This window comes from Terriglobus sp. TAA 43 (assembly GCF_000800015.1).
In the GTDB taxonomy this organism is placed as follows: Bacteria; Acidobacteriota; Terriglobia; order Terriglobales; family Acidobacteriaceae; genus Terriglobus.
Genome location: NZ_JUGR01000003.1, coordinates 46,854 through 61,647 on the forward strand (window position 1 = coordinate 46,854; position 14,794 = coordinate 61,647).

The window sequence follows — 14,794 nt, forward strand, 5'->3', positions numbered from 1 at the left end:
TCCGCGCCCCAAGTGGGATTCGGTCTGTGCGCGGCAAGCTGCGTACCATCGCAGGGATTGAAGTTCGACACCTTAGGCACTACAACCACCCAGGTCGAGCTTGGCATGATCTCTCCAGCGGACGAGCGACGCTGGCGGTTGTACTCGAAGAAATTGGCGGAAGTTGTGAGGCTCGCATGAACTTGAGGCGCGCCGCGCCTTTCGAGCGACGACGGCCAAATCACATCACTTTCGTTCCTCCTAACCATAGGGTCTGGGGATACACGGACGGCATAAAGACGGTTCGTGAGCTTCGGCTCAGCTTTGACCTCGAATCCTTAGGAAACTTGCTGGGACAGGATTTTCCGATCAGCGGATTCGATGATCCTGAAGTCATGTTCCACGAGACGAGAGCCGTTGAATGCGCGCGTTTGCTAGCCGCCGAGTTGGAATCGGTCGACCACTCGGAAAGCCTCTACGAACAGGGTCTGATGCTAGCCCTGTTGAGCGCATGCTTTGAACGGAGAGGCAAGAAAGCCGCAACTGGATTGAATGCTTCACAGTTCCGAATCGTTGCAGACTATATGCAGGAGCACTCTGCTCGTAACATTTCGCTCGTTGAGGTGGCTCGTCTAGTCGAGCTTTCCCCGTCACACTTTGGGCGGATGTTTAAGCGATCAGCTGGCTTGGCGCCACACCGCTATTTGATGAACACGCGCATCAGTAAAGCCCAGGAGTTGATGCTCGAACCGAACGCAGATCTTGCGATTGTTGCGGCAGACACGGGTTTCGTCGACCAAAGTCATTTCACCCGAGTCTTCAAGAGGCTGACGGGCGTGACCCCGCAAAGATGGCTCGCGCATCGCGGCTGAAGGCAATTTGCCTTGAGAGGTAAACCTGCAAGTAGGCTTCTCGCCAGTATCTGTCACCGACGTGAGGGGTGTTTCTCGAGAGATATGCAAGCAGTTCACAGCAAGAAGGCGGCCTACTGCCTCGGCGGAGCAGGAGCGCCGCTTGACGGAGGAGCTATCCCGTTCATGCGCAGGTATTCCACCATCTGCCCGTATTCATCAGAGGCGTGCACCACGATGAATGCGGCCTGGGTCGCGCGCGTGAACGAACCACTCGTGCTTTCGAAGGCGTTGGCGGCTGTGATCGTTCCTATCACCTTGTGATCGAAAGCAAACGAGGCCTCCAGTGCAGCAACGATCTCGTCCTTGCTCGACAACCTGGGAAGCTTGGCTGGATCCACATCGGGTTTGAGTCCGCTCACGCGCGATCCCAAGATGTAATTCGCTTGCGCGACGTGAAGGACTAATGCACCGAAGGTGCGGACGCCCGCGTAATCTGTCTTCTGGTTCGGTGCAAAGATCGCCGGGCCTGGCGCAAATCCATACTTGTCGGCAGGGAAACTCTTCACCAGACTGATCATCTGGCTCTCAGTCATATCCATCAGTGCATTGAGCGCCTCTGCCGGAGAAACCAGCGTCCCCGGAGTGGGCTTTGACGCGCTCTGCTGCGCGTGCGCTACCGTTGTTGCCGTGGAGATGCATGCAAGAAATACCGCTACAATAATCTGCTTCGCTACTTTCATGGTTTCCTCTTCTGGTTAAGACAGGTTCGCGCCGGAGACGTTGACAACGGCCTGCCACGCGGCTTCCTGGCTGGCAACGTCGTGAAGGTGTGGCTGTTGCTGCACCTCGATAGGGCCCGAGAACTTCCCCGGAGCCGATGCGAAGAATTGGCCTGATTCGTCGGTTCCGAATTGCGACGCCTGAATGTAGCGTCCGGCCGCCACCTCCGGCGTCTGGTTCATGCCGGGTATCAGGTTCACGATCGGGATGAACACATACTTCAGCAGAGGGCTAGCGCTTCGCACCACCTTTGTGGCGGTTGCTCCACCCGGCGAGACGGCGTACACGGCCATGCCAGACGGCAGCCGGCGCGCCAGCGCTGCCGTCCACCAGGCGATGATAAGTTTCGCGTCGGCGTAGGTGTTGTTCGGCACGTACTTCACGTTTGGCCCGTTGTGGATGAGGGCTTCCACAGCGGCGGTTCGGTCGCCTTCGAAGTATCTGGTGGCGAACTCTGGAAGATCGGTGTACTTGAACATGGGTACGCCTCCACGGGCAGGTTCCGCGCCGGCGATCACAATTCGAGCGTTGGGACTTAGCAGGTCTGCATGGAGCAATCCAACGGTCAACTGATGATGCCCGATGAGCGGAGCCTGAGAGGCTTCGACGCCAGCGGCAGTGAGCACGCGCTGTTTGTAGGGGACCAACCCGGCATTGAGCAGCAGGAAATCGACCGGTTGACCTTGCTTGACCAGCGCGGCGACAGCAGACTGAACGTTGGCAGGGTCGTTTAGATTAAGCTCCAGCGACGTGAAGATCTTCCTCTTAGTTTCCGCCGCGAGCTGAGCTGCCGATTGCTGGATCTGCGCCAGGCTGCGCCCGGTGACGATGATCTCGCGATAGCCCTTGGCGGCGAGCAAGCGGGCCGCCGCGTAACCGAGCCCGGAAGTAGCCCCAGTGACGAGGGCGATCGAATGTTCCATTGCATTCACTCCTGTATCCACTGCCTTGCGGCGTTACATACGCGAGAGTACGATAATCATAGAAATGATGCAAGGAGTTTCGTACGCAATGGTAACTATTGTTGAGAAGCGTTCTCCGGGACGTCCCAAAGGCTTCATTCCCGACGAGGCACTCGACCGTGCTGTGGAGATGTTTTGGGAGCATGGATTTGAGGGAGTCGACGTGGATCGGATCGCACGTGCCGTGAATGTCACCAAGCCGGCACTGTACCGAGCCTTCGGAGACAAATCCACCCTACTGCTCAGGGCCGTCGAGCGCTACGCGCTGATCTATGGAGCCCCTAAAATGGCGGCGTTTCAAGCGGAGCCGGACATCCATAAGGCCGTGACCACGTTTTGCGAGGCTACCGTCAACACTGCGACGGGCGACGCTCGCAGTGGCTGCATGTTGGCTGCCGCTGCACTGGGACATTCGGAACGGGTAACAGAGATCCGTTCCTGGCTCGCGCATGGCTTCACAACAAACGCTGACATCTTCGCGAAACGTTTCGAGCAGGAGGTCAAAATGGGTCGTCTGACACGGACACCCTCAGCAAAGGTGCGAGGCCGTTTGCTCGTCGACTTGCTGCAGGGTGTGCAGCTTCGCGCCAAGGTTGGCATCACTCGCCAAGAGCTGCTGAGAGACGTCCGAAGCTATGTGCCTCTGATCCTTGGGGAGCAACCCTAACGCACGTCTCGGGAAAGCGTTAGAAGGACAACTGCGCAATTGCTAGGCACTCATTAAGCTCAGATAAGTCTCGGGAAGTCGGCTTGTCGTCAGCAACCAGTCCCGAAATAACGTTTGGTGAGTTTCGTAACAGGCTCGGAACGTCTTCTGCCGCGCGGGCCAGCGGGCGTAGGCTGGCAGGAAAGCGGGATGAGGGTCCGGGAGAAACCGAGGGGGGTTCTCCCGGCGCGCCGCGCGGGCAAAGAAAACGGTCATCCCGGACAACTGCCGGGATGACCCATACGGATAAGTCTGTTACGTTATGCTGCCTGATCGAATGCGGGCTTCCGGAGAGGGGATGCTGTTAATTTCTTGCTTCCCTTCTCTCTCTTCTTCGAAGAACGCCTGGGCTTCTCTGACATGGGAGCGAAGAGAGCGCCAGCTTTCTCTAACCAATCCGTCTGTTCGCCTAACGGAAAGGCTCGATGTTCGGTCAGAAGCAACCGCAACAGGAACGCGGGTAGCTTTTCATCGACACACACGATCAACGCTTCGGTGAGAACTTCGTCGTCGGTTCTGCCGTGATTCTCACCGTCCGGCATGTAGTGTCCCGCAGCCTCTTCAAACAAGCCGTACGGCGCATCATTGAGAAGGATCTGAATGACAAGTCGCAACTGATCCGGAGTGAAGACCAGCGGCGCGTGTTCCACGATTCGTTCCAACGTAGCGACCCGCGCGTGATACGCTTCCTCGCGACGCTTGGCTTCTGCCTCGTACTCTTTCTGTTCCCGTTCAAAGGCATCTTCCCGTTCAACACGCCTCCGTTCCGCTTCTGCGTCGTACGCAAGCCATCGTCGTTCGTTCTCCTCTTCCCTGGCCTGCCGCTCTTCGTCCGTCTCATCATCCACCGCAGGAGCGGCGACTGGCGCAGGATGTTCCGCATGTTCTTTGGCGATACGCGCAGCGGTGGTGGGGTCATGCACAGGGCATTGGTTGTCCGTGCAGACCATGACCGTGTTTCCGATGCCACGCCCGTAGACGATGAGCGCAGTACGCGTCGTGTTGCAGGGGAGGTCGGCATCGGGGTTATCGGGAAGATCGAGCATGCGATAGGCGTTCTTGTTCAATGCACCCGGCTTCTGTTGCTGTGGAGGACGCAACGAGGTTTCGATCTGCACGAGACCGGGACGATCCACCAACACCGCAGCGATGTGGGCTGTGACCTTGGACTGATAGCAGGCACTATCAAGGCATTGGTCGCCGGATACGTCCGCGAAGAGGCTGGTGTTGTAGCCGCTGCGCTTTGGGCAAGTGAGACAGGCACCCGCTTCCACATTGAGGGCGATGTCTTCACGATCAAACGGGGCGTCGGCAAGATCGAGAAAGAGATTGTCGGCGATCCATGCATCGAGATGCCGCACGGGTAAGAGATGAGCTTCGTTGTCCTGCCAGTCCTTGCGCCAGCAGTTGTGAAAGGCATCGGCCTGATGTTCCTCGGGCAGACGCGCAATCGCGTTGGCGTGACTGGCGGTGATGCGTTCCTCCACAAAGGCCTGTGCGACTTCGGGGATGAGTTTGAGGAGGGAGAGACGAGCATAGACGTGGCTCTCACTCTTGCCCGTTTTAGCAGCAACTGCGGAGACGTCATAGCCGGGAACGTCCAACAACCGGTCGAAGCCGCGCGCTTCCTCATAGGGATGCACGTCGACGCGTTGCGCGTTTTCGACGACCTGCCATTCGATGGTTTGGGTGTCGGTGAGTTCCTTGATGTGAACCGGAATGGTGAACTGTTCTGCAAGCAACGACCCACGAAAGCGATGCGCACCGGCGACGAGTTCGAAGCGATTACCCTTGGGACGAACCACGATGGGTTGAATGACACCATGCTCACGGATGGAAGCGGCAAGTTCCGCGAGCTTGCTTTCGTCGAAGGTCTGGCGCGGGTTGGTGGTGGATTCGTCGATGAGATCGAGAGCGAGGTACTGAAAGGCGCTGCTGTTCTGCATGATGCCCTCCTTGGGCGGTGGGTGATGACAGAGGACGGAGCGGCACACGATGGGGCTGCGTTCCGCTCCAAGGGAGCGGACTAGCCGAGGATGCACTGGCCCGTGAAGGCTTCGAGGAAGTGCTGTTCGCGCAGGTTGATGTCCCACTGCTTCGCGAAACTCTCATGCTGCTGGTGAAGGTGTGCGACGTAGATATACCGGCCCTCGCGGGTATCGCGACTCCACTGCTCGATCCCCACGTAGTCGTTGCGCCAGTAGAAGGGGTCGAGATGCGGGCCACCCGCGAAGCCAAGTTCAAAACACATCTCCGGGTCACGCATGGGGTCACCGTTCTGTTCGCCGTAGTGCGCAACGGAGACACACGGCAGACCACATGGCCCGGACTCATCGGTGGCTTCGATGACGAGTTCCATGTAGGGCGGATTTGCGATCTTGAGGTAGAGGCTGGGTCGCCAGCCTCCACCTTTCTGGAGGAGTTCGAGGAGGGTCTTCATGCAGCCACCTCCTCGCTCGTTACGTCGGTAACGGCTTGCTTGTCTGCGACGTCAACCGTAGGCTCCAGTGCCGCGAGGATGAGGCTCGATGTCTGTTGAATGACTTCAAGCGATTCCGCAAGAAGGGACGCATTGCCCTGATAGAGCTGGATGTAATCGGCAGAGGCGTTGCCGTTGACCAGACCCACGGCCTTGCCCACCACAAAAGCCACGGCCTCGGCTTCTAGTTCGCGGATGGCCCGCGTGGTCGCGGTACGCCGGTCGGCCTGATGCAGAAGTTCATGCGCTGTTTCATGCACCAGCGTCGAGAACTCTTCCGCCTTGGATTGTCCGGGAAGCAGGGCGATACGACCGCCATAGCTTGTTCCCAGCGCAGGTGCAATTTGTTCCGAGTAAGAAACGGCAATTCCCTTGCCTTTGAGGAAGGCAATCAGACGGTCGATGTTCTCTCCGGGATCACCACTTACTTCGTTCAAACTCGGTAAGTCGACACCTTCCGTCTGCGAAACATCGAAGACATAGAGATTGCGGAAGCCAAGCGGAACCCGTTCATTCTGTTTGGTGATGTCCTTCTCGGCTTCGCTGTCCTTCTTGCGGCGCACGCCCACGATGGGACCAAGGATGCGAATCCCCTTCGCTCCAGACTTCACGGAGCGTCCAAGGTTCTTCCACGTCCAGAAGCCAGCGACGCGCGTCGCGGTCGGCATCTGTCGTGCAATCTCCAGGACGTTGCCGAAGGAGTAGGTATGAAACCGCCCCATCGCGGTGAGGTAGTGGGTTAAGACGTCAGAATGTCCTGCTTCCAACTGCTCAATCAAGAGCTTGATGTTGGCGGTGATGAGTTCCTGTTTGGTGAGGGGCTTCTTACTGTCGATGGTGGCGAGATTGTCGGTGTTGCGGCTCATGGTGTTTTGCTCCTTGCTTTGGCTTTTGCACTTCCGCGTAGAAACGCGGCATGCATATGCCGAACGCCCACGTGGCGAACGGCGGGGCGGCAAGGTGCAAGGGGAGGGGTCTCTCCCATCCTTGGAGCGAAATGAAGTGGAGCGGAAAGGACGAAGCGCAGCGAAGGTCTGCACAAGCGCTAGCGCGGAAGACTGGGGATACCCCTTGCGCCGCGCCAGGGCGGAGCCCTCAGCAAGGTTTGGTTTCGACTACCGTGCGCGTGAGCGCACAACAACTTAAAGGGAGGACGTTGCGGGAAGGAACAGCCCGCAGAGGTGGGAAGCGAAGATCCTGAAATGGTCGCAGCGAGGGAGGAGACCTCCTCCCTCGAATTTCCTGCGATTGAGGTACGGCCTGCTTTTGAACGAAGAGTTGCGCGTTCGAGGGCTTTGCTAGATCTCTATTTTTCTACGACGGGAATCGATAGAGGATCTCACTGATATGGAAGTGTTCCCCCGGCTATGGATACTGACCTCCAATCAGCTCACGCGAGTCGCTGTGACGTCTCTTGCACGAGCGATTGCAGCAACTCAGAAACGTTGGAGTGATGGGCGAGCGCGGCGCTCTGCCCTGCCCAAAGGGGGAGGAGATCTGCTCTACCGGCTTTCTGTGCTGGGAGAGCCAAGCTGCGCACAAGCGAGCGTTGTAAGGGATATGGCAGTATCTCTGCACCCGAGCGATTCACAGTGCGAAGGAGTTCATTGCTGACTCCTCGCGCGAGTCGACCGGTGAATCCTCGCGTCAAAGCGGTATGCCCAGCCTCGCCGTGAAGAATCAATTCGCGGTGGACAGGTGGAGCTCCCGATTCCTCGGTCGCCAGAAACACCGTCCCCATCTGCACGCCCTCCGCGCCCAAAGCGAACGCTGCCGAAATTCCCCTTGCATCCGCGATACCTCCAGCGGCTACAACAGGAACACTAACCGCATCGACAGTCTGCGGCAGAAGCGAGAACGTGCCGGTCAACGAATCTTCGGCTGATCTCAGAAACGAACCGCGATGCCCTCCTGCCTCAAAACCGGAAGCCACGACAATGTCTACGCCCGCTTCTTCAAGAGCAACCGCCTCCTGGGGTGTCGTGGCAGTGCCGAGCAAAACAATCCCTCGCCTTTTCGCTTCGTCCATGATCTCTTTTGGCGGGACGCCAGTGATGAATGAGATTGCGGGCACATTGGCGTCGAGAAGTACACGTGCCTGATCTTCGAACCGAACCGGCTTGAACGGTGTAAAGGTTGGCAGAGTCCCCCCAACGGCTTCAATATGGGGTGCGAGGTGCGCGAGAGCGCGATGGAACGCAGCCGCATCCGAAGTACGCGCTCCTTCATCTTCGGTGGAAACCCACAGGTTAATCGCGAACGGTCGCGTCGTCAGAGAGCGAATCTCTGCAACGACATCTCCGATTGCACTCGGTTCAAAGCCATGCGTTCCGAAGGATCCGAGCCCCCCGAAGTTCGAGACCGCAGCGGTGAGTCGTTGTGTTGAGAGGCCACCGAAGGGGCCTTGAATGATTGGGTACTTAATCCCCAGGATCTCAGAGACGCGAGTTTGGTTCCATTTTGTGACCACTATGTATTCCTCTGGATAGGGACGAGAACGAGTGTGCCGCCCCTTCTCTTTTAAACGATGAAGGTAATTTCAGACAGCGCGAGCTTCATCCGGGAAGCTCGCTACATGTGGATCGTTTTTTGTTTGCTTCGCATGTTCAGCTTCCTTTGTCTCGCTATCAATTGGAGGAGGGTCGTTTTAAATCGCAAGGAGAGGCTAGAAAACCAGATTTTGGACCGGCTCTGAGTGCGGGGTGATGTTGCGATTGGCAGTATCCAATGCATGAACGACGCGTGACCCTATCCGATTGAATAACGCTCCCATCATCAACAACGCGCTGGTTAGGAGAAAGACGAACCGCATTCCGAGATGAGCACCGATGGCACCTCCCATGAGCGGCCCGAGTACCTGTCCCGCATACTGCGAAGATTGGAGGTAGCCGATAACCCTCCCTAAAGCATGTTCGGGGACGGCGTGTTTGATGACCTTTGCAACAGATGGCAGCAATCCAGCAAGAGACATCCCCAGCAAGAATCGAAGACCTGCCAGTTGCCACCAGTCGGTCACAAAGGCTTGCGGAATCAATGTCAGGCTGGCTGCCACAAGGCAGTAGGCGATCATTTTCCAACCGCCAATGCGATCTGCAATGCGGCCCAAACGTGGCGCCAACAAGACACTGCCGAATGCAGAAGCGGCCATGATCATACCTGCGTCGAAGACGACCTGATTGCGACCTACGTGCAGCTCCTGCAGATAGACGGTGACGATTGGTTCTATCGACATATTCGACAGCAGCACCAGCATTGCCGTAGCGAGCATAGAAACAACCGTGATTCGCAGGGATTTGGTCCACTCCATACGCTGGCGTGTTTCGCGGCTCGGCATCGCGCTGCGATCTTCTCTTACCAACAAGATCGTTGCTACAGCAGCAACGGCGATCACTCCTCCCGCGGCAAAGAATGTCTGCCGAATGCCGATAAATCCAGGAAGTATACCTCCGACAAGAGGGCCGATCAGATTTCCGGCCAAAGATCCGGTGGAGAGTATGCCCAGCGCCCATCCTGCCCGCTGTCGAGGAGCCTGGGTCGCGATGAGCACCATTGCCGAAGACGAATAGCCACCAATCAATCCCGCAAGCAGTCGCAACAAAACCAATTGATAGACGTTGTGAGCGAGACCGATCGTAGACATGACGATTGCCATGCCGATTGCGGCCCGTACAAGCATTGGTTTGCGACCAAACCGATCGCTGAGATGGCCCCAAAGAGGAGCAGTCAATCCCGTTCCCAGAAACGTTGCCCCAAAGGCTAAGCCTGACCACTGAACAATCGACGCAGTTCCCTTTGCGCCAAGCTGCTCCACGTAGATGGGGAGGAAAGGAAGCAGGAGAGTCAGGCTCACCAAGGTTGTAAAGGAACCGAAGATACACACCACGAGGTTCTGCTTCCAATACTTCTCATTTCGAAGTGCGTAAGACGTATGAGCAGTACCGCTTGGATCTGTCGCGAGCCTCACTGCTTCGGCTTGTGGACGGTCATCGACCGAACGTTTTGTCACAGACGTCCTCATTCTTTCCACTGACCCTATAGATTCAAAAGCGTATCGATCCGATCCGTCGTATGTTCCAATCGGATTGATAGGGAGGACCTCTCAATGGAACTGAGACATCTGCGTTATTTCAGAGCCGTTGTGGAATGTAATGGCTACCGAAAGGCAGCGCAGCAGCTGCATATCGCTCAGCCTTCGATCAGTGAGGCGGTCTCAGATCTTGAAGAAGAGCTCGGCTTGAAACTCTTCTCTCGAGCGAATCGAATGGCACGACTCACACCGGAAGGCGAAATCTTCTATACGGATACAGTCCGCATCCTCCAGCAGGCAGAGGACGCAGTTGTAACCGCGAAGCGAGCGGCCCAAGGCAAGGTTGGCCGACTCTCAATCGGCTTTATAGGTTCCGCAACGCTTTCTTTTCTGCCTGACCTGATACGTAGGTATAAGTTGGAATATCCCGATGTGAGGCTGGAGTTGAAGGATCTCTATCCTGTGGAGCTTGATGACGCACTCGATCATGGCGCGATTGACATCGCGATTACGCGTTCGCTCTCTCTAGAACGCAGTAAAAAATTCCAATCACGCGTACTGCTTCGCGATCCACTCGTTGCGGTGCTTCCCCTATCGCGATCGCTGAAAAAGAAGACCATCCGACTTGCAGACCTCGCTAATGAACGGTTCCTACTTTTCAATAGGCGCGGAGCACCTGGTGTGTTTGACATGATCGTCGGTGCCTGCAGGTCGGAAGGATTCTCTCCTCACGTGGAGAATGAGCCAAATTCGATGCAGACGATCCTTTCCCTGGTGGAGGCAGAGGAAGGAGTCGCCATTGTTCCCGCTTCAACAAGCAACCTCAGATCCAACGGTGTTCAGTTCGTTCGCCTTGCACCAAACAACCTCTATCTTGATCTGATCGCTGCATGGCCAACCGACGAACCCTCAATCGTTCTTCGATCATTTCTCGAGTTCCTCAATCGCAACAGCGACCTGATTCGGAAGAAAGCTGAACTGGGACGAAGAGCCACGGACGCAAAACAATCGGTTGCTCAAATTTGAAGGGGGAAGTAGCTCACCACGTGGGTTCGCGTCCGTCATCGCTTTGCTCTTGGCCCGACGCGGAACATGGCCTAGACTGGGCTAGCCGAAGCATTTGAGATGGGATAACGGCCAACACTCTTCAAAAGAAGGGGCAAGGCTTAGTGAAGCTTCTTCGCACATTTTCGGTTTGTCTTTTTCTCCTGTGGGTCGTAACAGAAGCTAAAGCGCTCAACCCAGATCGCGATATCCATCAGTTAGCTCATAGGTCGTGGACTGAAAAAGAAGGATATCCCGGTCGAGCGGAGGCGCTGGCTCAAACCGCAGACGGCTTCCTATGGATAGGCACCGATGATGGACTCTTTCGATTCGATGGGGTTCGCTTCGAACGATACGTCCCGGTGTCGGGGGATCGGCTATCCGCAGGTCCGATACGAGCATTACATGCCTTCCCCGACGGAAGCCTATGGATCACGTATCGATTCGAGTACAAAATTTGCGTTCTACGGAATGGCGCTCTTCGGTGCTACGGCGAAGAGGAAGGCGTAACGTCGAATCCCACGACGATAGTTCAGGACCACAGCGGCGCCATTTGGGCGAACACGGAAGCTGGATTGTTGCGATTGGCTGGCACTCGCTGGGAGCACATCGGTAAGGCTTGGGAATTTCCGGAATACGTACCTAGCTTCTCTTCAGAAGCACTATTCGTAGATAGGGAAGGAACCCTCTGGGTGGGTGTCAACCACACCATCCTCTATCTCGAGAAGGGTACGAGGCGGTTCAAACCGACCGGAGTGTACGCAGGACTCTCAATTCAGATCGCTGAGGCGCCCGATGGCACCTTATGGGTATCAGACGTCCTGAGCTACGTTCGCGAAATCAGTAAATCCATAAGCACTATCTCTGCCTCCACGGCGAGATGCGAGGCCACGACACCAAGAGGGACGCCTCTCCAATGTCCGACCGACGACCAGTTCGTGGTGAAGATTAAAGCACCAGACAATCTTCTCTTCGACCGCAACGGAAGCCTTTGGGTAGCGACAGATTCTTCCGGGGTCGCACGCGTCTCACACTCCGCGTCGATGAAGGCCTGGTCGACCTTAAAGGCAAGCAAAGACTTTCAGACTTTCACTTCCAAGGATGGCCTAAGTGCTGATTCCTGCACGCCAATACTTGAGGACCACGAAGGAAATATCTGGGTTGCCACACAGCGCGGGCTAGACCAATTCCACGATACGGCGTTGGTCCCGGTTCCACTGCCGTCCTCGTTATATCGGGTCGCAACAGCGCCCGCGGACAACGGAAGTATCTGGGTAGTCGGAAGTTGGGCATACGTAGCAAAGATTGACGGAGAATTGAATGATCCATCGTGGATGCCCACCGACGCCTTCAAACTTTATCGAGATCAGACTGGAGCGACTTGGCTACTGGGCAGTTCCCTTGCTCGCTGGAATGGCAACAAATTCCAGGACGTAGTCAAGGCTCCGTTTAGCAGCAATAGCGGTGGACCGGGTATGTGGAATGTGGCACGAGACAGCGCTGGAACTCTCTGGGCGTTTGCTCACAAGTACGGTTTTTTCTCGCTGGAACATGACCATTGGAAACCTTGGATTACACCCACGAAGGTCACGGAGCAGAGGGTCGCAACGATGTTTTCCGATAGCGTCGGACGCGTATGGGTGTCAACCTACGAAGGCGACATCCTGACCATGAATAAGGGAACCATCGTGGACTATTCCGATAGTTCCGACAAGCCCAGGAGTTTTATCAAAGCATTCGCGGAACGTAGCCCCCAACGGATATGGGGAGGTGATGCAGATGGACTTCTGATGATCGAACAGGATCAGTTCCGCCGAATGAACCCCCTGGGCGTTTCCACTTTAGGAGACGTTACTGGAATCGTCGATGCAGGGAGCCATGGGGTTTGGCTCAATACGGCTCGCGGTGTCATCCACATTTCAGCAGAGGAAGTGGAGCACGCTCTGGCCGACCGCTCCTATCATTTTCGTTTTGAACGATTCGATTCAGACGATGGAATCCCCGGACGCTTCGAGAGTGTTTATCCCTATCCAAAAGCGATCCAAGGAACAGATGGACGAATCTGGTTTACCGCGACGAAAGGCGTTGCATGGATCGATCCAAGAACTACCCCTCCCAAGAACACGCTCCCACCCCCGGTTTCTATCCTCTCAGTCTCCGCCGATAACTCCTCTCACCTGCAATTTGCCGATCTTCGATTTCCAGCTCATACAGCCAACTTACGCATCGACTACACAGCTCTTAGCTTGTCTATTCCCGAACGAGTGCGTTTTCGTTACCAGTTAGAGGGAGTGGATAGAGGCTTGCAGAACGTCGATACTCGACGTCAGGCGTTCTATACGAACCTGGGTCCTGGAGACTACAAATTCCGCGTTCTAGCCTGCAATAACGACGGTGTATGGAACGAGGTGGGAGCAGTGTTGACCTTCGCAATTGCTCCCGCTTTCTACCAGACTGCCTGGTTCCTGAGCTGCTGTGCGCTTGCGTTCCTTCTCTTGATCTATGCGGCGTACTTATTTCGAATTGGCCAGCTGAAGAGCCAATTCGCGGCAACGCTGGAAGCTCGTGTTGATGAGCGGACCCGCATCGCTCGCGATCTACACGATACATTGCTACAAAGCTTCAACGCCTTGCTGTTGCGTATTCAGACTGTCTCGAACGTTCTTCCCGACAAGCCTGACGAAGCAAAACGCCGAGTGGAAGCGGCTCTCGAACAGGCATCGGAGGCGGTTGCCGAAGGCAGGGATACCCTTAATGAGTTGCGGACAAGAAGTGTCAAAACAGCGGATCTAGATCAAGCCATTGCGAATTTCGCGAAAGAGCTTTCGAACAGTTCTTCGGAAGAGGCGTTCCCCGAGATTCGAGTTCAGGTCGAAGGAACACCAGTTCCCATGAACCCGATTGTGCGGGACGAGGTATACCGGATCGTAACGGAAGCCCTGAGAAACGCGATCCAGCATGCTGACGCCAAACGGATCGATGTGCAGATACGATACGACGCACACCGCTTACGCGCACGGATTGGCGACAATGGCAAAGGGATTGATCCCTCCGTTATGACTCATCACAAAGATGGCCATTGGGGTTTAATAGGGATGAAAGAACGAGCAAAGCTTGTGGGCGGTACGCTAGAGGTCTGGAGTCAGTTAAACGTAGGTACTGAGATTGAATTGACGGTCCAACTATGATCCCGTTCGGGAGAGAGCTGATCCATCCGTTTGTAAGGCTGTTCGCATTGAGGGCTGGGTAGGGGCTAAGAAGATGGTCACGAATCCAATTCGGGTTTTGACGGTTGATGATCATCCGGTCTTTCGCCAGGGGTTGACCAGCCTTTTGGCGGACCACCCAGACCTGCAACTCGTTGCAGAGGCCTCCAGCGGTATTGAGGGTATCCGACAATTCAGAGAACATAAGCCGGACGTAACTCTTATGGATTTACAGATGCCAGAGATGAGTGGACTTGACGCAATCCTATCCATTCGTGGTGAATTCCCTGAGGCTCGAATTATTGTTCTCACGACATACAGCGGTGACGCACAGGTACTCCGCGCACTCAAAGCTGGAGCCCGCGCTTATCTGTTGAAGAATACCCTTCACAAAGACCTGATCGAAACAATCCGCGCGGTGCACAGAGGCAAGAAGACCCTGTCACCCGAGGCGTCCTATGAGCTGGCTGAACATGCTACCGACGATCCTCTCACCCCAGCAGAGATCAGCGTGCTTCGGCTCATTGCGAATGGCAATGCGAACAAACAAATTGCAGACCAGCTATCCGTTACCGAAGAAACGGTCAAAGGTCGCGTCAAGAATATCTTGTCCAAACTCGACGCCAATGATCGAACACACGCCGCGATCATCGGCATCAAGCGTGGAATTATCGATCTTTGAACTCGAAAGAGTTTATTTAACACTCCAATGGGGATGCCCGATGTCGGGCCTAGCCCGATAGGATCGCATGGGGAT

At 55.8% G+C, this 14,794-nt stretch carries 12 protein-coding genes; 5 read left to right on the forward strand and 7 right to left on the reverse strand.

The annotated features are described in order from the left end of the window. The first annotated feature begins 26 nt into the window (after positions 1 to 26). Positions 27 to 851 (forward strand): AraC family transcriptional regulator, encoded by an 825-nt coding sequence (locus tag M504_RS17995; protein WP_198137689.1) that lies wholly within the window; start codon positions 27 to 29, stop codon positions 849 to 851. Between the two features lie 113 nt (positions 852 to 964). Here M504_RS17995 and M504_RS18000 read toward each other — a convergent pair whose 3' ends face one another. Together M504_RS18000 and M504_RS18005 are read right to left on the reverse strand one after the other, a co-directional pair. After that, a complete protein-coding gene (locus M504_RS18000) occupies positions 965 to 1,573 on the reverse strand; it encodes a DinB family protein (protein WP_047496977.1) in 609 nt (202 codons plus the stop codon). A gap of 15 nt (positions 1,574 to 1,588) precedes the next feature. Continuing rightward, positions 1,589 to 2,536 (reverse strand): SDR family NAD(P)-dependent oxidoreductase, encoded by a 948-nt coding sequence (locus M504_RS18005; RefSeq protein ID WP_047496979.1) that lies wholly within the window; start codon positions 2,534 to 2,536, stop codon positions 1,589 to 1,591. Positions 2,537 to 2,624: 88 nt separating this feature from the next. Between M504_RS18005 and M504_RS18010 the strand changes: the two genes are divergently transcribed. Beyond that, positions 2,625 to 3,242, forward strand: a complete 618-nt coding sequence (locus tag M504_RS18010) for a TetR/AcrR family transcriptional regulator (protein ID WP_047496981.1) — start codon at positions 2,625 to 2,627, stop codon at positions 3,240 to 3,242. A 299-nt stretch (positions 3,243 to 3,541) separates the two neighbouring features. Here the strand turns inward: M504_RS18010 and M504_RS21545 are convergent, their stop codons facing one another. From M504_RS21545 to M504_RS18035, 5 genes are all read right to left on the reverse strand, one after another. Beyond that, positions 3,542 to 5,227, reverse strand: coding sequence for a ParB/RepB/Spo0J family partition protein (locus tag M504_RS21545; protein ID WP_052201021.1), 1,686 nt, complete (start codon positions 5,225 to 5,227; stop codon positions 3,542 to 3,544). 80 nt (positions 5,228 to 5,307) lie between these two features. Continuing rightward, positions 5,308 to 5,721 (reverse strand): hypothetical protein, encoded by a 414-nt coding sequence (locus M504_RS18020; RefSeq protein WP_047496983.1) that lies wholly within the window; start codon positions 5,719 to 5,721, stop codon positions 5,308 to 5,310. Then, positions 5,718 to 6,626 carry an ArdC family protein gene (locus tag M504_RS18025; RefSeq protein WP_047496985.1) on the reverse strand — a complete coding sequence of 303 codons (909 nt, stop codon included), beginning with the start codon at positions 6,624 to 6,626 and terminating at the stop codon, positions 5,718 to 5,720. The genes M504_RS18020 and M504_RS18025 overlap by 4 nt, the downstream gene beginning before the upstream one ends. Before the next feature lie 524 nt (positions 6,627 to 7,150). Continuing rightward, positions 7,151 to 8,230 (reverse strand): nitronate monooxygenase family protein, encoded by a 1,080-nt coding sequence (locus M504_RS18030; protein WP_047496987.1) that lies wholly within the window; start codon positions 8,228 to 8,230, stop codon positions 7,151 to 7,153. 195 nt (positions 8,231 to 8,425) lie between these two features. Continuing rightward, the gene (locus tag M504_RS18035) at positions 8,426 to 9,766 is read right to left on the reverse strand and encodes an MFS transporter (protein ID WP_198137690.1); all 1,341 of its coding nucleotides are present in this window, start codon (positions 9,764 to 9,766) and stop codon (positions 8,426 to 8,428) included. A 96-nt stretch (positions 9,767 to 9,862) separates the two neighbouring features. Between M504_RS18035 and M504_RS18040 the strand changes: the two genes are divergently transcribed. From M504_RS18040 to M504_RS18050, 3 genes are all read left to right on the forward strand, one after another. Then, entirely contained in the window at positions 9,863 to 10,813 is a 951-nt protein-coding gene (locus M504_RS18040; protein WP_052201022.1) for a LysR substrate-binding domain-containing protein, read from the forward strand. Positions 10,814 to 10,956: 143 nt separating this feature from the next. Beyond that, the gene (locus M504_RS18045; RefSeq protein WP_047496989.1) at positions 10,957 to 14,019 is read left to right on the forward strand and encodes a sensor histidine kinase; all 3,063 of its coding nucleotides are present in this window, start codon (positions 10,957 to 10,959) and stop codon (positions 14,017 to 14,019) included. A 73-nt stretch (positions 14,020 to 14,092) separates the two neighbouring features. Continuing rightward, entirely contained in the window at positions 14,093 to 14,719 is a 627-nt protein-coding gene (locus M504_RS18050; RefSeq protein WP_047496991.1) for a response regulator transcription factor, read from the forward strand. Positions 14,720 to 14,794 lie beyond the last annotated feature (75 nt).

What these genes read in the sequence shown, in the direction of transcription:
- M504_RS18000 (WP_047496977.1), bottom strand. Translation starts at nt 1,573, where the DNA reads ATGAAAGTAGCGAAGCAGATTATTGTAGCGGTATTTCTTGCATGCATC.
- M504_RS18005 (WP_047496979.1), bottom strand. Translation starts at nt 2,536, where the DNA reads ATGGAACATTCGATCGCCCTCGTCACTGGGGCTACTTCCGGGCTCGGT.
- M504_RS18010 (WP_047496981.1), top strand. Translation starts at nt 2,625, where the DNA reads ATGGTAACTATTGTTGAGAAGCGTTCTCCGGGACGTCCCAAAGGCTTC.
- M504_RS21545 (WP_052201021.1), bottom strand. Translation starts at nt 5,227, where the DNA reads ATGCAGAACAGCAGCGCCTTTCAGTACCTCGCTCTCGATCTCATCGAC.
- M504_RS18020 (WP_047496983.1), bottom strand. Translation starts at nt 5,721, where the DNA reads ATGAAGACCCTCCTCGAACTCCTCCAGAAAGGTGGAGGCTGGCGACCC.
- M504_RS18025 (WP_047496985.1), bottom strand. Translation starts at nt 6,626, where the DNA reads ATGAGCCGCAACACCGACAATCTCGCCACCATCGACAGTAAGAAGCCC.
- M504_RS18040 (WP_052201022.1), top strand. Translation starts at nt 9,863, where the DNA reads ATGGAACTGAGACATCTGCGTTATTTCAGAGCCGTTGTGGAATGTAAT.
- M504_RS18050 (WP_047496991.1), top strand. Translation starts at nt 14,093, where the DNA reads ATGGTCACGAATCCAATTCGGGTTTTGACGGTTGATGATCATCCGGTC.